At 46.0% G+C, this 19,408-nt stretch carries 16 protein-coding genes and 1 tRNA gene; 8 read left to right on the plus strand and 9 right to left on the minus strand.

Features of this window, described 5'->3' with window-relative positions:
• Nucleotides 1–137 precede the first annotated feature (137 nt).
• Nucleotides 138–226: transfer RNA gene (locus R3B84_05610), tRNA-Ser, on the plus strand.
• Nucleotides 227–308: 82 nt separating this feature from the next.
• Here the strand turns inward: R3B84_05610 and R3B84_05615 are convergent.
• The 5 genes from R3B84_05615 to R3B84_05635 all read right to left on the minus strand — a co-directional run bounded on the left by R3B84_05615 (nt 309) and on the right by R3B84_05635 (nt 7,820).
• Entirely contained in the window at nt 309–1,700 is a 1,392-nt protein-coding gene (locus R3B84_05615; GenBank protein MEZ6140030.1) for a DUF1552 domain-containing protein, read from the minus strand.
• 20 nt (nt 1,701–1,720) lie between these two features.
• Entirely contained in the window at nt 1,721–4,309 is a 2,589-nt protein-coding gene (locus R3B84_05620; protein ID MEZ6140031.1) for a DUF1592 domain-containing protein, read from the minus strand.
• Between the two features lie 445 nt (nt 4,310–4,754).
• Nucleotides 4,755–5,195: a peptide-methionine (R)-S-oxide reductase MsrB gene (msrB, locus tag R3B84_05625; protein MEZ6140032.1), complete on the minus strand. Its 441-nt coding sequence runs from the start codon at nt 5,193–5,195 to the stop codon at nt 4,755–4,757.
• A gap of 190 nt (nt 5,196–5,385) precedes the next feature.
• The gene (gene icd / locus R3B84_05630; GenBank protein ID MEZ6140033.1) at nt 5,386–6,747 is read right to left on the minus strand and encodes an NADP-dependent isocitrate dehydrogenase; all 1,362 of its coding nucleotides are present in this window, start codon (nt 6,745–6,747) and stop codon (nt 5,386–5,388) included.
• Nucleotides 6,748–6,923: 176 nt separating this feature from the next.
• Nucleotides 6,924–7,820, minus strand: coding sequence for a serine/threonine-protein kinase (locus R3B84_05635; GenBank protein ID MEZ6140034.1), 897 nt, complete (start codon nt 7,818–7,820; stop codon nt 6,924–6,926).
• 153 nt (nt 7,821–7,973) lie between these two features.
• Between R3B84_05635 and R3B84_05640 the strand changes: the two genes are divergently transcribed.
• Nucleotides 7,974–9,224, plus strand: coding sequence for a tetratricopeptide repeat protein (locus R3B84_05640; protein ID MEZ6140035.1), 1,251 nt, complete (start codon nt 7,974–7,976; stop codon nt 9,222–9,224).
• A 71-nt stretch (nt 9,225–9,295) separates the two neighbouring features.
• Entirely contained in the window at nt 9,296–9,919 is a 624-nt protein-coding gene (locus R3B84_05645; protein ID MEZ6140036.1) for a sigma-70 family RNA polymerase sigma factor, read from the plus strand.
• On the opposite strand, the gene trmB is transcribed toward R3B84_05645, so the two are convergent.
• From trmB to R3B84_05665, 4 genes are all read right to left on the minus strand, one after another.
• Complete coding sequence (gene trmB, locus R3B84_05650) at nt 9,902–10,552, minus strand: tRNA (guanosine(46)-N7)-methyltransferase TrmB (protein ID MEZ6140037.1); 651 nt, start codon at nt 10,550–10,552, stop codon at nt 9,902–9,904. The two genes, R3B84_05645 and trmB, sit on opposite strands and share 18 nt — an antisense overlap.
• A gap of 62 nt (nt 10,553–10,614) precedes the next feature.
• Nucleotides 10,615–11,127, minus strand: coding sequence for a 3-hydroxyacyl-ACP dehydratase FabZ family protein (locus R3B84_05655; GenBank protein MEZ6140038.1), 513 nt, complete (start codon nt 11,125–11,127; stop codon nt 10,615–10,617).
• 12 nt (nt 11,128–11,139) lie between these two features.
• A complete protein-coding gene (locus tag R3B84_05660; GenBank protein MEZ6140039.1) occupies nt 11,140–12,090 on the minus strand; it encodes an HAD family hydrolase in 951 nt (316 codons plus the stop codon).
• Between the two features lie 142 nt (nt 12,091–12,232).
• Nucleotides 12,233–13,966, minus strand: a complete 1,734-nt coding sequence (locus R3B84_05665) for a hypothetical protein (GenBank protein ID MEZ6140040.1) — start codon at nt 13,964–13,966, stop codon at nt 12,233–12,235.
• 658 nt (nt 13,967–14,624) lie between these two features.
• On the opposite strand from R3B84_05665, the gene R3B84_05670 reads away from it, so the two are divergent.
• The 5 genes from R3B84_05670 to R3B84_05690 all read left to right on the plus strand — a co-directional run bounded on the left by R3B84_05670 (nt 14,625) and on the right by R3B84_05690 (nt 19,350).
• Complete coding sequence (locus R3B84_05670) at nt 14,625–15,833, plus strand: phosphoglycerate kinase (GenBank protein MEZ6140041.1); 1,209 nt, start codon at nt 14,625–14,627, stop codon at nt 15,831–15,833.
• Between the two features lie 59 nt (nt 15,834–15,892).
• Nucleotides 15,893–16,717 (plus strand): acetyl-CoA carboxylase, carboxyltransferase subunit beta, encoded by an 825-nt coding sequence (gene accD / locus R3B84_05675; protein ID MEZ6140042.1) that lies wholly within the window; start codon nt 15,893–15,895, stop codon nt 16,715–16,717.
• Between the two features lie 72 nt (nt 16,718–16,789).
• Nucleotides 16,790–17,680: a serine/threonine-protein kinase gene (locus tag R3B84_05680; protein MEZ6140043.1), complete on the plus strand. Its 891-nt coding sequence runs from the start codon at nt 16,790–16,792 to the stop codon at nt 17,678–17,680.
• 83 nt (nt 17,681–17,763) lie between these two features.
• Entirely contained in the window at nt 17,764–18,432 is a 669-nt protein-coding gene (locus R3B84_05685; protein ID MEZ6140044.1) for a hypothetical protein, read from the plus strand.
• Nucleotides 18,433–18,441: 9 nt separating this feature from the next.
• A complete protein-coding gene (locus R3B84_05690; GenBank protein ID MEZ6140045.1) occupies nt 18,442–19,350 on the plus strand; it encodes a DUF58 domain-containing protein in 909 nt (302 codons plus the stop codon).
• Nucleotides 19,351–19,408: the final 58 nt, after the last annotated feature.

Raw genomic sequence — 19,408 nt, forward strand, 5'->3', positions numbered from 1 at the left:
AAAATCTCTTCATCAATACCAGAAATCAGCTCTCGTTTACCAAAAATAAATCCGAAAAATCTACTTAGGAAGTGAACCTGCAATACTACTTGCCAATCATTGTTTGTAATGTAGGATAATTGAACGATTGAGTCACTGGAGAGGTGGCTGAGTGGTCGAAAGCACAGCTTTGCTAAAGCTGCGATGGGGTCAAACCTATCCGCGGGTTCGAATCCCGCCCTCTCCGTTTTTCACTTCCGTTTGCTAGGCTCACTTTCTTTTACAAACTATCAATTTGTACACAAATTGTGCTTGCTGACACTTTAATCTTATACCCTGGTTAAAGTGCCGTGGAATCCAGCAAATGAATCGGTTTCAATACCGAGTCTTTGCAGAATGGTGACGAATAGCTTCGCTAGTGGTAGTTCTTCCACGGCTACTTTACCTTGCCAGCCAGCATCAGTGACAATACCCGCACCAGCCTGATTGTCTTCATTTCCTTTGCCAAACTTCAGATAGCGGCCATTGGTGAACCCGAGATTTTTCCCGCCTGCTGAAATGATGGGGTAATTTCGGGACAGGTGGAAACTACTGGATGCTGAACCATGCATTGCAAAGGTGTTGTCGAGCATTGTGCCTTTACCAGTGGGTTCCAGGGTATCTTTCAATCGCTGGACAAACCGACCAAATTCTTCGGCTTGGTACCGATTATAGGTGCCAAGGTTCTTCCAGCCATTCGGCTTTTTGACTTCGTGCGTCAAACCATGGGCTCCGCCAAGACCAACCGCACGCGAAAGTAGATCGTGGGGACCTTCGCCATTTTCCCGCCCCAACTGGAATGTTGCTACTCGAGTGGAATCGCTGAGAAAGGCCAGATAAATCAGTTCGTACATCGTCTGAAAATACAATCGTGCTTCTTTAGGTTCTGCATCGAGGTGCAAATTGCGTGTATCAACTTTGGGAACAGGAGTGTCAATCCATTTCTGGGCTTTGCTGAGTTTCAATTCAGTATCGCGAACCGCATCAAGATACTGTTTCAGCGTTTCTTGATCTTTGCTGGAAAGCTCTCGAGACAGTGATCGCGTGTGTTCAATAAGGAGATCCAATGCACTTTTACTTCTCGCCAGCTTTGCTGCAGCATCTTTGTTGCTGGTAACGAACAACATGTCGAAAATTTCTTTCGGTTTATTCATTGCCGGGATTGGCCTTCCTTCACGGTTAAAGGACTGAGTTTGGGCCCCACGTGGACCGCCAATTCCCCCATTTGTCGACATGACCAGCGATGAATGTCGTGTGAAGTTACCCGCATACTCCGCAAAAACCTGATCCACAGAAATCGAATTTTGATAAGGGCCGGAACCACCAATTGCCGCACCTGTCAGGTACTGATCGGCGTTGGAGTGGCCATGCACCTGCCGAGCCGCGGGGTGCGATAAACCAGAATAGATCGTAATGTCGCTTCGTAGTGGTTGGAGGACATCGAGCACTTTGGTCAATTCAAAATCTTTTTCGCCACCTCGTGGGAACCAGCTCCAATCTTTCCACGCAGGATCCGATTTGAGTGGTAATCCCACGCCATCAGGGTGGTAAATACTGACAAACCGTTTTGGTGTTTCATCGTTTGTGGGGGCGGCTTTGGCAAATGTTTCAAACCATGGCAAAGCAAGAGCCAGACCTGTTCCACGCAGAAACGTACGCCTGTTGAACGACTGATTATTCATCTCCATCTCCTCGGTCCCGTTTAAGAGTTAAAAAGTTTACTGTTGATGATCAGGAAGAGTAAATCATGTAAGCCGTCACCACGCTTTCGGAATTGGGCGGTAATCTCGTCAATCTCAGCACGATCGCCAAATGTAAGCGGCCTTCCAATGCTATAAGCAGTAAGTTTATGCACCATTGCTCTGGCGAATTGATCCTGGCGATCCAACAGCAGATATCGTTTGAGCCCATCCATCCCAGCAAGGGTTTGCTTGTTGAATAGTTCAGAAGTAGCATCCACAGGTTTGTTCTGAATTTGCGTTCGGAAGATTCCTAAAGCATCGTAGTTTTCGAAAGCGATTCCCCACGGATCAATTTTCGAATGGCATGATGCACAGGCAGCTTTGTTTCGATGATCTGCTATACGTTCTTTCAAAGTCATTTTCAGAATTTCCGGGTTTGTCAGATCCACTTCCGGCACATCTGCTGGTGGCGGCGGTGGGGGATCGTGCAGAATGCGGTTCAGCATCCAGACACCACGTTTCAATGGGTGCGAATCTTTGCCATCAGAATTCATTGATAGAATTGCTGCGGTAGTTAATATGCCGCCTCGATGCACGGAAGGAGTTATGGGTACTTTGCGAAAATGCGGGCCATAAACCTTGGGCATTCCGTAGTGGGCAGCCAGCCGTTCGTTGACAACAGCATAATCCGAATGAATAAAATCCATGATGCTGTGGTTGTGACGAAGGACCTCTTCAAAGAATGCAATCGGCTCTTCCTGGATGTCCTCCCGCAGTGTTGCCGGAACATGGGTAACACTATTCAACCCGTCCAGTCCCAGCCACTGTTCAACAAAGTGCCGCGAAAACCGCTTCGAACGTGGATCAGCCAACATTCTTGTTATTTGTTGAGTCAATATTTCTGGCATTCGCAGCTTCCCTTGTTCTGCAAGGGTCAACAGTTCATCATCTGGTATACTTGCCCATAAAAAGATTGCCAGGCGGCTTGCAAACTCAAACTCGCTGATCATCCCTGGGGAATGTTGCTGTTTAACAGCTCGTTGCGTCAGGTACAGGAATTCTGGTGTGGCAAGTGCAGTTGCCAGCACTTCCACCATCGCGTCTTCAAAAGTGGTAAATTCAGGACGGTACTTTGCAAAAAGGCCCATGAATTTATCAACTTCCTGTGCAGTAGCCGGTCGGCGCCAGATACGTCTCAGGAAACGATTCAGAACCTCTCGTCCGTAGAGTTTTTCATCGTTCTTATTTGGGCTCTCGATAAAGATGTTTGTGTGGGTTTTCGGAGGCCACTGCTCGAAAAATGGTGCAGTAATCTCAATATGGTCGATCAATAGATTCAGACGATCTCTGCCAGTAGCGTTGGAAATATTCCTGATATGCAGAAATTCGTTCTTTCTGGGGAAGGAGGTCTTCAGCTTCCGAAACGGGTTGCGTTGGATGTCGCCCAGGGGGACATCGAAGTGAATATCCTCGGGCTGATCAGCTGCTGCTTTCACAGGTATATCATGTTGACTGATGACCTGGGAGAAGTTGGCATTATTGCTGGTGTGGGCACTCAACATCAGACGAAGGCTCGCGTATTGGTCGGGATCCATCGACGACCGACCCGCTCGAATTCGAACTCTCATGTTCCCTTCATCTGGCAAAAAACGATCCAGATCAAGTTTTAATTCGTTGGAAGCTGGCAGTACCAGAACTACTGGAGAGTCAGGCACTTGGCCCACCACAGGCTTTGAAACGGGCAGCGGGCTGAACAACGATCTTGTCGATCTTAAACCGATCCCCCTGCCAGTTGCCCGATCCCACAGATGTTGACTGTTTCTAAGCTTGTCCTGATTTGTTTCAATATTGGCATTCTTGACCTGCATTGCCTTTTCGAACTCCTGTTGCATCGAAATGATGTAGGTAACCGGTGCTGGTTTTTCCCCGCTTTCCGTAGCCCGTTTCAGTGCTTTGAGTGCAAGTTCGCGATAGGTTTCAAATTGCATTGCCGAAATTTGTAACAGTTCGGAACTGTTTTGGAAACCATCTTCTGTTTTTGCTTCCGGTGGTAACTTGCTTGCCAAAGAGTAGGGCAAACCAAGCAGATCCTGCAGGGCGTAATCATACTCGTACTTCGTCAATCGACGGAAGGAAGAGTGTTCTTTGCTGTTTCGCCTAACAATGGACGCCTTGTTCAGTTCATCGCTTAGCCATTCCACAACCTGACTCTTGTTTGCGTGAGCAAGTGCTGGTTCGCCTTCTGGTGGCATTTCCGATTTACTGAGGGCGTTATAAACTTCTCGCCAACGTTCGACATCTGGACCAGCAAGCAAGTCGGGATTGAGTTGATCAATCCTCAGCCTGCCCTTGGCTTTTTCAGGTCCATGGCAGTGCAGGCAGCTCTTTGTCAGGATTGGCAGAACACTTTTCTTGTACTGTGCAATGTTTGCAAGTGGGATCCCACCAGCGTCTTTCGATGCTGGATTCGCTGTCGTAAGATAGCTGGAATTTTTTCGCCCCTGAACTTTCGCAGACTCAAGGCTGATCGGTGCGTCCTGTCCAAAGGTGATTGATAACGCGGAAGCGATCAGAAATGTCAGCAGAAAAGTAATCTGGATCGTCTTCATAGGTAAGGTTCATCCTTTCACAAAATCGACAAAGGCCTGATGCGAACATGCACATTGGGGAGGGAGGTTGGAAGTTCAACCGATCACTAAAGGTACCGCACTGAGGTTGGTTCTCATGCTTTGCGGATAACACTGTTCTGCAAATCTGTTTTACTTCACACGGTTATTGTGCCACAAATGCTGTTCAAGTGCAAACCGTAATTGCAATCTGTGGCACAACACCATCAAAAACAGTGCAGTGAGCGTGGACACTGTTTCACATATAATATTACCACGACTGTGAGATACGAAGCGTTTTTTCTTGAAAATGCTGGTGAAAATACAATATTTCATCGCCGTAACTTATTTACAGACAAGCATTTACGTGGAACAAAATTATTTTTACAACTCTTCAAAAATAATGATCAGACAAATATTTGATTGCTGAATTTTCTGTTTGTCCTTCTTACTTTTCTTCAACAAAATGCATCGCGGCAGAGTTCATGCAATACCGCAGACCGGTGGGCGCGGGGCCATCGTCAAAAACGTGGCCCAGGTGGGCATCGCATCTACTGCATAGCACTTCGACACGCACCATGAAGAGCCCACGGTCTTCGTATAGCGACAGAGATTCCTCGTCAATGGGGGCCCAGAAACTGGGCCAACCTGTCCCTGAATCGAACTTCGTAGTTGATGAAAACAGCGGTTGCTGACAGCAAACGCATTGGTAGACCCCAGGCTTTTTGTTATCCCAGGTGGCACCAGTAAAAGCTCGCTCTGTTCCTTCCTGCCGTGCAACCCGGAAGGCTTCAGGTGGCAAGCGAATCTTCCATTCTTCTTCAGTTAATTCCAGGCGACCTGCAGCAGGTTTGCCAATTCTGACCGGTGTACCACGTGTGTGTCCCATGATCTGATGCCAAAAGTTTGTGGTGGACAGAAAGTAAAATGCTGACCCACCGAAGATTACTAAAACGATCAACTGGATAAGCTTTTTGCTCATGAATAATTATAGGTGGGGAATGGATCGCAGGAAAACTGTATGCGAAATCGACCTGAATTACTACCCAGTAAGAGATTAACAAAGTGAGGTGGCGAGATTACCCGAGATGGTGAATAATGCGATCTGCGAATTCACTGCTGCTGGCCCCATCTTTGTCTGTATAATTCGGGAATTGGCGGGCAATATCGTAAGTCACATATAACTTCTTGCCAGCACCACTGCGGGCAATTTCTTCACTTTCTGCAAAAGTCTTTTCAACCGCACGATTCACGAGTTCTGCAGCTTCAAACCAACGGAGATATTCTAATAGTAACACGCCGGAAAGCAGCACTGCGCCCGGGTTTGCCATGTTTTTGCCAGTGTACTTCGGTGCTGTACCGTGGGTGGCTTCAAACATTGCTGCTTTATCGCCAATATTGGCACCAGCTGCCAGTCCAATCCCGCCAGTCAGTGCGGCAACTGCGTCGGAAAGATAGTCACCGTTCAGGTTTGGCGTAGCGACAACGGAATATTCGTCAGGCCGAAGTTGAATCTGCTGGAACATACTGTCAGCAATACGGTCATTTATGAGAATTTTCCCATCTGCACTTGCGCCATTCCAAACTTCGTCTTCAGTGACGATCTGATCTCGGAACTCAGTCTTGGCGACTTCGTAACCCCAATCTTTGAAGGCACCTTCGGTAAACTTCATAATGTTGCCTTTGTGCACCAGGGTCACTTTTGGCAACTTTTTGTCGACTGCATATTTAATCGCCATGCGAACCAGACGCTTGGTTCGTTCCGGGCTGATCGGCTTGATGCCAATGCCGCTTGAATCAAGAATCTGACCAGCGGGGTAACCCATTTCACGCAACAGAGCAATTACCTTGTTGGCTTTTTCGCTGCCCGATTTAAATTCGATCCCACAGTATACGTCTTCGGTATTTTCCCGGAAGATGCACATATCGACTTTGCTGGCATGCTTATTGGGTGCATCAACCCCTTTAAAATAACGCACAGGTCGAACACAGGAATACAGATCGAATCGCATCCGCAAGAACACGTTAATGCTTCGGAAACCACCACCAATTGGTGTAGTCAGTGGACCTTTCAGGCCCACGCCGTAATATTCGAAAGCCTTTAACGTGTCATCAGGGATATACAATTTGCGTTGTTCTTCTTCTGAAAGGGACCCCACCTGTTCATCTTTGACCTCGGGATAGTATGTACTGCGAGCGACATCCCCTGCGTGCACATCAAACCACGAAATTTTCCGCTTTCCACCGTATGATTTGCTGATTGCGGCGTCCAGAACTCGAATTGCACATTCTGTAATACCTGGCACACCGTTGACGTCCTGACCAATACCATCCCCACGAAGAAGGCAAATGATGGGATCATCTGGAAATTGCCCACTTTCCAGGTTAATTCTTGTGCCAGTGGTGGGGGCAGTTACTTTTTCGTAGCTTGGTGCGCTCATAGCAAATCCAGCAAAAATAGAAGAGGAAACCCTTACAAAATCGAAACTTAAAGAACTGCTTTATTTATTTACAGTTGTATCTTTGTCAAGAAGAAGTCATGGTAATCAATGAACAGAAATGAGGAGACTTGAATAGGGTGATTTATTAATGAGAATTCATTTATTTCTGTGATTTTTTACATTGATTCTACTGGTGTTGCCATCGTGGTGGCATCGTTTTCGGTAATTGTCGGGTAAGTCATTCCCAGACCAGTAAAAATTTGCTGCATCAATTCGGTGCAACTAGCCCACCGGTGCTGCGGCTGTGGATTGAGTGCTCGTTCCAGAATTTTGGCTTCCACAGCACTGACACCACCGAGGTTGGGTGATTTTCGTTCGCTTGGATGTGAAAAAGAGGCTTTTGTAACCGCAGGGAAAGGTAATTCCCCCGTTCGCAGATAATAATACGTAACTGCAAATGAATACTGGTCCGAATTCGGAGTAATTTGATTCGAATAAAATTCCGGAGGGGAGAAGTCTGGTGTTCCAGAGGCATGACAAATCTGGTAGTTTGCATGAATTGGGGTGCAGAAGCCAAAATCACACAATTTCGCCTGTTCTCCAGACAAAAGGATATTGCTCGGTTTGATATCTCGATGGACAAATCCCACCGTTCGGTGATCAAAACGATGCTTCCGCGAATTTAAATGATCCAGAGCAGATGCTACTTGGGCCATGTAAATTCCTAATAATTCTGCAGGTATGCCAGTACCGTATTCATCTTTAAACACCTGACAGAGTTCCAGCAGGTTCCCATCCGCCAGTTCCATGATGATGACAATATATTTTGGTATGCTGCACACCTGATAGGTGGGCAATAAATGCGGGTGCGTAATTCGCTGAAGTGCCTGAATTGTCTTCAATTCCTGTGAAACAACACCATTTTTACCACCCATGAACTTCAGTGCAACACGTCTGCCGCTTTCATAACTGCCTTCCCAGACTTCACCAAACGCCCCCACACCCAGGCGGTGATGCAATTTTACACCTGGAAATGGCTGCATTGTTCGGTCGATAGTCGGTGTGGGAGGCATTCAGATCACTCACTGACAACATTTTCAGGAAATATAGCACGGAAATTTAGTGACAAATGCCAGTTGCCCATTTCTCATGAAATTTCGGTGTAGCAAAAAAGGCAATTTGGGTTAGAATGGAAGGTTGTATGGTTAGAATTGATGGAGTAATGGATGAGCCATTTGATGCACAAAGTGCTGGTTGTTGGATTGCTGTTGATTACCGTTCCAACGTTTTATGGTGCGGAACCGACCAAAGAAGAGTTAACCAAGACCGTTCTCGAATTGAATCGCTTGACCGGTACTACTTCGATGACAAAACGACTGGTGGAACTGGCTCGTGATGAACAACTTAGTAAAAAGCTCATTCCAGTTGCTGTTGAACTCAGTAAGGCAAAGAAGCGCGACATCAATTACAACGCACTTTTTGTAATGGGCAGACTGGCACAAAACTTCAAATTGTCGGACGATGCAGTTCAGCTATACCGCGCAGCATCTGAAGAAGCTACGAAAGTGGGGAGTGCATCCAAAATCGTAGATGTGTTCGATTCTTTAATCGACCTTTATGCTGCCACAAAAAAATACGACGAAGCAATTCAAGCCTGCCAGGAATTTCTGGAAATCCCTATCGATGATCCGGAAAGTCCAATCTCTCGGATGAAACCGTTCATCATGGAAAAGATGGTGATGAATGTGGCGCGTAAAGGCAAAATTGATGAAGCTGTCGCACTCGCCGACAGACTCGTCGAAGATGACCGTGGAGGCTGGTATTTTGTCCGCTTGAAAGGGGACGTGTTAAGAGAAGGTGAAAAATATAAAGAAGCTGCGGAAGCCTATGAACTTTCGCTCAGCAGGTTGAAGAAGTTCGATCGATTGGAAAAAGAGCAGCGAGACCGCATCGGCCAGCGAATTCGCTACATTTTAAGCAGTGTTTACGTATCGATGAAAGATCTCGACAAAGGGATTACTATTCTGGAAGAACTGGTTAAAGAGGATCCCAAAAATCCCACCTATCTGAATGATTTAGGTTTTACTCTGGCTGACCACGATAAACGCCTTGATGATGCTGAAAAACTGATTCGCCAGGCAATTGAATTTGATCGTGAAGAACGCAAGGCAATCGAAAACCTGCCCAAAGATCTTGATGTCGACAATGCTGCTTACCTGGATAGCCTGGGATGGGTACTCTTCAAGAAAAAGAAATATCAGGAAGCATTAAAGGAGTTGGAAGCAGCCGTCAAACTGGAGGACGGTGCTCACATCGAAATTTATGATCACCTGGCCGAGACTTATAAAGCGCTGGGTCAAACGAACAAAGCCGTCGAAATGTGGAAAAAAGCGTTAAAACTGGAAGATATTTCTAAAAGTGACCAGGAGCGACGCAAAGCGATTCAAAAGAAGCTAGACAGCAATCGGGACGATTGATCTCGCTTCGTAATTGCAGGATCATTTCAATACCATTTCAGTGATGGAATACTGGTTAGCCTGAGGGTTTCATGGACCAGTCTGAAGAGTTTAATACGAATCAATTGATCATTATCACCAACCGCTTAAAGGCTGGTGATGACACTGCCTACGATCAACTCGTCAAGCAAGTTGAAGTGCGTCTTCAGTTTTTGACTCGAAAGATGCTTCGTAGATTTCCATCTGTGCGGCAGATGGAAGAAACGGGCGATGTCATGAACATGATGCACCAACGGCTTTGGCGGAGGCTGAAAAGCAAAGATATCCAATCAACAAAAGAATTTTTTCATCTGGCAAGCTGGGAGTTGGCTAATGAACTCAAAAGCTTAGCCAGAAAGTACTTAGGGGCAAACGGGTGGTATCAGAACATCCGCGAAATTGATCCCGAAGTGGCTAAGAATATACCTGAAAATTTGACCTCTGCAGAAAATTCGGATCTCGATCACTGGTTTTCGTTCCATGAAACAGTGCTGAAACTCCCTGAATTGGAGCGGGACATTTTTTGCCTCGTTTTCTATCACGGTATCGATAAAGAAGCGATTGCTGAAATGTATGGTAAAGATTCTCGCACCATCCGGCGGTGGTATTGTAACGCCATAACACAATTACAGGAAAAGTTACAGGACAAACTGCCAGAATTAGACCGTTTGGACTAATGCGACATAACTAGCCCGATAAATTGGCCGACCTTCCTTGCGATATTTTCTTTCGAAATTGGTCAAAAAGTCTTTTTCGTGCTCTCCTGCAGGTAATGCTGGAAGTTCAATTGGTTGATAAATGGAACTCGATTCCTGCATTACCTCCTGCATTACTCTAAAATATTCTTCTACATCCGTTGCAATGTGAAAATGCCCACCTGGCAATAGCGACTGCCAGACGTGGTTCACAAATTCTACGGTAAACACTCGCCGCTTTCGGTGGCGAGCTTTCCACCACGGATCAGGAAAATAGATGTGCAATGTGCTGACACTATGTGCTGGAATCCGGTCTCTGAGAAAACAATTCGCATCCCCACAGGCAAGCCGGATGTTCTGAAGATCAGCATGGATTACCCGTGCGGCCGTCAGCAATTGATATTTCCGCACGATTTCAATGCCAAAGTAGTTTTTCTCCGGGTGTTGGGTGGCATTATTCAGCAGAAATAACCCTTTGCCAAAACCCACCTCGATTTCAATGGGATTGTTGTTACCAAATAACTGTTCCCATACCAGCCTACCAGTGGTTTCAGGAGAGGTTTCAAATAACACTGGAGTAAGTTGGTCAATTTCAAGACGTTGGCGGTGCCGCACAATAATTCGCTCAATTATATATTATGTTATTTATATAGTCAATATGATATATTTTTGGGCGGCTATTCATTAGATGTTATTTTCAAATAATCCTGTCCAGGAATCACCATACCGATTACATCGCACTGAAAAGCCATTTTGTCGTTGACAAATCCTTGTGCGGTAAAGTTCATCTGTCTACGGTCAACGCGATTTCCCTTGCAAAGCAGGTACAGTCGCTCGCCAGGGCGGACGCTGGTGCGAAAACGGGCATTTTCAACCCCACCCAGACCCAGAAGCACATCGGAAAGCAAGCCCGTTTTCAGCACGTAATAACACAATAGTTGTGCTGCAGCTTCGATCATTAAAACGCCAGGCAGGATGGGATAGCCTGGCATGTGACCGGAAGTCCAGAACTCATCTTCCAACACATCCTTGTACCCCACCAGAATGTGGTTGGTGGTATCCAAATGCACCACCGCAGTCAGGTGTTCCATGTGATCGCGGTGTGGCAGGAACTTACGAATCTCTTCTCGAGTTGCGATCGGGGCCGCATTGTAGTACGGTTGAAGATCGATGAAAGGCTGGTGTCTCATTGCTGTTAAAAATTAGTGACCCAAAAGCGGAATGATATCAATTAGCTGCGTTAACAGGGCATCGGGGCGAGAAGCAGGATGTTTTAAATCATCACTGGTTGCCTCCAAACTAGTTCGATCACCGGCAAATAACGCCGTTTTCATCCCCCACTGTTTAGCCGGCATCAGATCGCGAGGAATACTGTTGCCAATATGAAGCACTTGACCAGGAGATATTCCCATTTGTTCAATCATTTCTATTGATTGTTCGAAAACTTTGTCTTCCGGTTTTCTGGCAGAAGCTTTGAATGAAACAACAGAATGCTGTTCCTGCAAGATCGCCTGAAAATCGAATCCTGGGGATTGCTGCGTCAGGCAATACTGAAGGTGGGGTAAAGTGAACACCTGGCCGTTCGAGAGAACACCTTGTTTGATGCCCAGTTGCGCAATTTCTTTGATCGCCGTTGCAGCGTGGGGGTAAGCAGCAGTGCCTTGTAACGAGCGGTGAAAGAAAAAGGCTACTTTTTGCGAAAATTCGTTCGGATCACCGTAGAAAGTGGTGTCGTATTTGTACTCTTTCTGGAAGAGCTTTCCAATAATCGCCTCCCAGACACGATGGGAAGCAATTTCCGGCAATTTCACATCACTACCGGCAAATTGAAATTCTGTGAATACCTTTTTGTAGATTTCTTTCATGTATTCCGCAGGCTGACCAGGTTTCCTGCTCATTGAACCCCACATCTTAAACTCGGTGATCGTTTTATCCAGCGCGATGTTCATCATGAAGTCATCATCAACTTGATGACGCAAATCCCCACCTGCGATATTCAGTAGAGTTCCGTATGTGTTCCACAACACGAGTCGGATACCTGGAACAGGTGCGGTACTTGGTTTCGCCTTTACCGGAATCGGGGCAGGGGGAGAAGGCCAGGGGAGTTTCCTCTGATCAAGCGATTCCGCATACTGAAGTAAGGTAACACCCATTGTTGTCCGATAACAAGCGTATATGCTGGAAATTCAACCATTCAATGAATTACAGCATTTATTGTGAAATACTATTTGCACAGGTTCAACTGTATGGTTGAGTGAATCAGTATACACGAAATTGCGCGAGTTGCCAGAACTTTCAAGCAAGCGCCAATGGCACAGGTGAAGAGTCTGAACTGAATGGAGAATCCTGCAGCTCTTCTTCGCCACCTTTATCGCGGTAGATATGCATGATCCTTAACCTTCCAAGTGGTGCGAATTTTGGTTCGTAATATTTCGATTCCGACTTTTTCTGTTCAACATCCAGATCGTGGAACATCACTCGATATTTGATCATTTGTCGAAAATCTAGGTCTTCAGCACGTCTGGCGGGATGGGTGCGATCATAAACTTCGAATAATCGCCTGAATATTCGAATGATTGGGCCCGCACCGATGCCAATTTCAATGAAAATGACATCAATTTCCATTGCCCGCAGCAAATGGTAAAAGTACTTCCGTACAGACAAGGGATACAATTCACGGTAAGGCGGGCCGATCATTTCTGCCAGAAATGCCATTTCATCTTCACTGGAAATCGCTTCATCTCTAGTCAGGCCGCCGACAAACCAAAGGTGAGGAGCGAACCAATAGCCTTCAGCGCCATTGCGGGGTACCGATTTTGCCTGTTTGAACAATACTTCTGTGCAACGCAGGAACTTTCGCCTAGCCTGTAGTTCATAACGCCGTTTCAGTCGAAAATGAACATCGGCATTCTTCAAATCCTCGAGACAAAGTTCCAGCGGCCATTTGGGATCGAATTCTGTTGCCTGAGATGCTTCGGGATGAACGATTCGCACATGAATCGTACAGTAGTCCGTTTCGGTCACAGGTGTCGCCAGATGCCAACCGTGGGGACGAACCAGTCTGGCGAAATGATTGCGGGTGGGCTCACTGCCATTTTCCAGGTCGATGAAGCGGATTTCTTTACCTGATGGAGATCGAATCCAAGCGTACCAGGCAAGTATAAATGATGAAAGAAACATTCCTGGAGAAAGCCAAGCTACCCAGGTGCCAAGCATATTTGTCAGCCCCATAACCTGTTCTGCTTTTGGTTTACCGTAGAGGTAACTTCCCGAAGCACTTATTGTCAGTGCAAAAAGACCAAATATTGCGACTGATGTGCAAGCTAACAGCAATCGGGGCAGGGTAATGGCAAAAATTTTCTGGCTGCGGTAGGCTCGCCAGATCAATTGCATGTTGGAATTCCCAAATCCCAGAGTAAATTGCACGACCAGAGCACCTAGCCAAAACAGTGCATTTACTGTCAGAGGGATCCAGAGTGGGAACAACCAACTGAGAATGCTGATCGAAGAAATGTAGGAGGCAATTGCAATTAATCGACGACGATTATACGGCGTGCCTTCTGTTTGTGGGAACAGACGAGAAACCACCATCGTTGGCAGATAGACACCTGCCAGACATGTAAGGAACATTGCTCCCCACAACAGGCTGAGCAAAAACAGGTACGCGATATAAGAAACCTGCACAACAGGAGGTCGCCAGCCACTTGGAAAATAATACCAGGCAAGGGTGCCCAGAATACACCATGCGGCTAAACTTGCCAGCAACAAGTGGTAGCCGAGAGGCATTTTTCTTGGGATTTGAGGGGAGCCCCGCAAATCTGGACCAAAGGATAACTTCACGAAATCGGTTAATTTTGCCAGCCGCCAGACCAGCCAGCCTAATCGTTTCACCCAGGATGTTGGATTATTACGATGCCGGAGAGCAATCGTTGCCATAATCAGCAGCAATACGATTGCACCAATCGTGTCGTGGATGTCTGTGGTGGCCTGACGGCCATACATTTCCAGACCAATTAGCAACACGATCACGGATGGCGTGAACCACCTTCCGTGGGAAAGCGTATGCCTGAGTTGCGGGTAAACTTGTGAGAAAAGTTTCATCCAGCCACGGCTCCGATCATCCAGATCGTTGGAGAGATCCAAGAACTATTATTTTAACAATAGATGACAGCGGAAATGCAAAAAAAGCTATTCCCAGCTTGAAAATTGCGACAGCAACTAGTCAGCAGTGGAAACTATCCGCAACATCTGTTCGTCTGATAACACTCTAGTAATCGTGCGAACATTAATATACACTGTATCATATCTGATTCGATTGTGCCGATTTATTTTGATTTTTTCTGAAAAATTGCAATTTCATATTGAACTTACCTGCCGCATTCAGAAAGTCAGTTCAAGTACTTTGAACAAATCGTTGCTCTAAGTACTTAAGAGAATGCAACTTATGAAAAATTACTACAAAAATCAAATTTTAGTGAACTAAATACCACTCAATATCGTCTAACTAAAGTACACATAAATGTGGGCGCAGTTTCATTTCTTTCTCCAAGAAATTGGACATACTGATCCTAAATTGAGTGGGCACAGAAAATCGTATCCCGATACATCATTTAAACGATTCGAATTTGCCCCTTCACTTTTATCAGGGCATCAACAAACTGAATGAAACAGGAAACAGAGAGTAACAATGGGTTCGAAGAAAAATATTAATGATCTGAGTTCGATTCAAGGGAAGCGTGTTTTAATCCGTGTCGATTTTAATGTGCCATTCGACAAAAAATCTGGTGAAATAACCAACGATTTGCGGATTCGGGCTGCTTTACCAACAATTCGCTACTTACTGGAAAACGGTGCCTCGATCATTGCTATGAGCCACCTGGGCCGGCCAAAAGGTGATCCCACTGCGGACCAGTTTTTGAAAATGGACCGTGTTGCTGCTCGATTTTCCGAATTACTGGGCGTAGAAGTGAAAAAGCCGAGTGATCATGTAATTGACGACTCGGTGCGGACTGCGGCACATCAATTACAACCTGGGCAGGTACTGTTGTTGGAAAATGTACGCTTTGATCCGCGCGAACAGAAAAATGACTCAGAGTTTGCGGCACAAATCGCTGAACTGGCCGACATTTACGTGAACGACGCGTTCGGCACCTGTCAGAACGACAAGGATGCCTCCATGGTAGCAGTGCCAGCTGCAATGAAAACGGCTGGGAAATCGACTGTTCTGGGATTGTTGGTTGAAAAAGAATTACGTGTGATTGATGGTTTGATGGAAAATCCAACTCGACCAATGATTGCTGTGATGGGTGGGGCAAAAGTTTCCGATAAAATCGCTTTCATTAACGTCTTGCTGCAAAAAGTCGATCAACTGTTGATTGGCGGTAAAATGGCTTATACATTTTTCAAATCTCTGGGAATGTCAGTTGGAAATATGACCATTCCCGATGAAGAGCTAGTAGCCGCAGCCAATCTGGTTCCCTATGTAGGCAAAAAGATTCTGCTACCAACAGAAGTGATGGTGGCCAATTCGGGAAATCTCGACGACACCCAAATCGTTCAGGGTGATTTGCCTGATGGTTACGAAGGGGTTGACATTGGCCCAGCCACTGTAGAAACATATCGACAAATCATCCTGAATGCTGGCACGGTGATCTGGAATGGTCCCGTAGGATGGTTTGAAAGGCCAAAATTCAGTCAGGGAACACAGGGGATTGCAAAAGCACTGGCAGATGCCAGCAAAACCACAACCATCGTTGGTGGTGGCGAAACGGCAGAAGCAGTTGAAAAGTTTGGTTATGCGAACCAGATTACCCACGTTTCTACAGGTGGTGGAGCCTTTCTCGCCTATGTCGAAGGGAGAAAATTTCAGTCCCTGGCCCAAATTGAAGACAAATAACTGCGGAAACAGTTATAAAGAGTGTAAGCCTTGAATTGTTTTGTGTGTACAGGCAACGAATGACACCCCAGTTAACGAATCGCGGCATTCCAGAAGGTCTCTGGATGTCGTGCCCGAAGTGTAAAGCAACCCTCTTTCGACGCACCGTTGCGGACCAGTTGCACGTTTGCCCCGAATGTGGCTACCATTTGCCAGTCAGTGCCCGCGAACGGATTCAACAACTGGTTGACAGCGATTCGTTCGAAGAGTGGTGTGCCGATTTAAGACCCGTTGATCCGCTTGAGTTTAACGACAAAAAGTCGTATGCAGTGCGATTGAAAGATGAACAGAAAAAAACAGGCATGACGGATGCTGCTGTTGTCGGAAAAGGATATATCCGTGGGCGGCCATTGGTCATCTGTGTTACTGATTTTCACTTCATGGCAGGCAGTATGGGTTCTGTAGTGGGTGAAAAATTAACCTTTGCGATTGAAGAAGCGACACGACTAAGGTTGCCACTGGTGATGGTCAGTGGTTCCGGTGGTGGGGCACGCATGCAGGAGGGGATTCTCTCTTTGATGCAGATGGCAAAGATATCCGCAGCACTGGCAAAATACGATGATGCTGGTGGACTTTATATCTGTGTGTTAACCCACCCCACGATGGGTGGGGTGGCAGCAAGCTGGGCACTGCAAGGAGATTTGACACTCGCAGAACCAGGTGCCATGATTGGATTTGCAGGTGCCAGAACCATCTGGAATACGGTGCGAATCGAGCTCCCGCCTGGTTTTCAAACCAGCGAGTTTCTTTTGGAACATGGATTTGTGGACCGGATTGTCGATCGGAAAAGTTTACGCACAGAATTGGCACGACTGATCGACTATTGTGATATGCAGCATGCTTAAGTGCGCGGCCTCTCGCCAATAAACTTCATAAGTGGTTTCTTAAAACGCAGTCGTTTGCTGGGAGTTACCCGTATGGGATTGTTCGATGGACTTGCTGGCTTATTTTCCGGTGGTAGCAAAGGAAAGACTGTAGATATCGAAAAACGCTTTCGCCTGAGTGGTAAAACAGGTCAGGGGAGTATGTCAAAAGTTTTCAAGGCATACGATAGTGACCTTGGTCGGGAAGTTTGTCTGAAAATTCTTGACAAGGATAAAACCAAAAAATTTGAAGAACGCTTCAAAATTCAGGGGCTTAAAAAACCAAGCGAAGGTGAAATCTCACTCAGCTTGAAGCACCCGAATTGTTTGACGACCTATGAATATGGGAAAACCACCAAAGGTGAACCGTATCTAGTGATGGAGTGGATCGAAGGGTTTGGGTTGAATTACCTGATTGAAACCAAAAGCAGCCAGTTAAACGGAAATCGCGTTTACTACCTGACTCAATTGTGTGATGCCCTGGCTTACCTGCACGACAAAGGCTATCTCCACCGCGATTTGTGCCCGCGAAATATCATGGTCAACCTCGAAGGACAAGTAAAGTTGATCGATTTTGGCTTAACGATTCCATACACCGCTGAATTCTGTCGACCTGGGAATCGCACAGGAACTGCCGAATATCTGGCACCTGAAATCATTAAACGACAATCGACGGACCACCGTGTTGATCTGTATGCACTTGGAATTACGGCTTTTGAAATCCTCACTGGTACGCAACCGTGGGAACGTTCAGTTTCCAGCGAAGACACAATGCGGAAACGCTTAAATAGCCCCCCACGGGAACCGAAATCGCTTAATCCAGATCTGGAAGATGATATTTGTCGCTTCCTCAGCAAATCAATTGCCAAAGAACCAGCAGATCGGTACCGAACTGCTGCAGCAATGAAGGAAGTGCTGGAATCGTTGGGCAAAAGCGATTATTGAGATTTCATCCACAACGAAACTTTTTGTGCCACCGTGGGTTCATATTCCTGGTGATGATCAAAAATAACCTTTCCCGGAGTGGTATGATGCGACATGGCGTTTTATTTTCAGTTTTTGCATTAACCTCATTTTCATTTGGTGCTGATTCTGTGCCGGATCTCAAGCCACAGATGCTGGTCAAAAAAGAGATGATGCTGGAGGATAGTTTCAGCAAGCCACTCGCAGCAGATTGGAAAGTTGCCAAAGGAAGCTGGGTCGTTGAGAATGGATCGATCACTGGTAAAGAGTTGGCCGCCGACATGCATGGTGCAGTGATGCGCAGAGACATGGTTGGCGATTGCTATATCATTCAGGCAGAAGTTCAACTCAATGGTACAAAAGCAATTTCCTTCAGCTTCAATTATGCCAAGGGGCATTTAGGCCGAGTGCGACTCACACCCAAAGGGGTTGTATTGAGCAAAGACGATCAGGATGGTAAGAAAGGGCCAGATAAGGCAGAAGTTATTGGTAAGTTGGACTTTGCATTCCAACAAGAAACCTGGTATACCGTGATGATTGAAGTCCACAAAAAGGAAATGATAGTTCAATTATCAGATAAAGTGGTTTACGGTAGCCACGAAAAACTCGATCAGAAAACTGCAAACTTTGGTCTCACGGTAGCAGGGGAATCGGCGAAATATCGCAATTTGAAAGTATGGCAGGCAGAAATCGACCCCACGTGGGAGAAAAAACGAGCGAAATTCCAAAAATAGTTGTAGCTTATGAGAGCATTTTCATTTCAAGCGTTTCGCCCACCAGGTAATTTACACCTCATCGTGCGGCAAATTGTTGAAGGCTATCTGACTGGATTGCACCGCAGCCCATTCAAGGGTTATTCGATTGAGTTTGCAGAGCACCGCCCATACACACCTGGCGATGAAATCAGGCACATCGATTGGCGGGCATTTGGCAAAACGGATAAATACTACATAAAAGAATTTGAAGAAGAAACCAACTTAAATTGCCATTTGATTATCGATATTTCGAAAAGCATGGCCTATCGCGGTAAGGGACAGTCGCTTGCAAAGATCGATTTTGCGAGAAGGCTGGTAGCAATCCTGGCATATATGTTTCTCAAACAGACGGATGCGGTGGGGTTGCTGGCAGTCAGTTCGGAAGTCAAAGAAAATTTACCCCCAGCCACCACGGTGAAGCATTTGTTGCGAATGTTTCAACTACTGGAAAATGTCGCACCAGCAGGCACGACAGAATTAAGTCAATGCATTCAGACAGTTGCCTGCCAATATTTGAAACGCAGAAGTCTGGTAGTCATCTGTTCAGACTTTTTTGGCGATCTCGATCTGTTAACACAATCGTTAAAGTACCTGCGACATCGCAATCACGAAGTAATCTTGTGCCAGATACTTGATCCTGATGAGATTCACTTCCCATTTACTCGAGTCGCACAATTTCGCAATATGGAAACCCCCGATCAAATGGTGAAAGTCTCTCCCAAGCAGTTTCGAGATGAATACCTCAAAAACTTTGCCACATTCTGCAATCGATTACAAAAAGAAGCCAATCAGTTACGCATGGATTGCTGGCAGTTTTCAACCGATATTGATATGGGTACTGCTCTGGGAAATGTGATAAACATGCGTTTAAGGATGTTAAAAGGTGCAAAAAATTAATCCTTTTTTCTAATTTCGCATTATAATATATGTGTTATTTACCTACCTGAACCGGAAT

The sequence above is a fragment of the Zavarzinella sp. genome (assembly GCA_041399155.1).
Classification (GTDB): Bacteria; Planctomycetota; Planctomycetia; order Gemmatales; family Gemmataceae; genus JAWKTI01.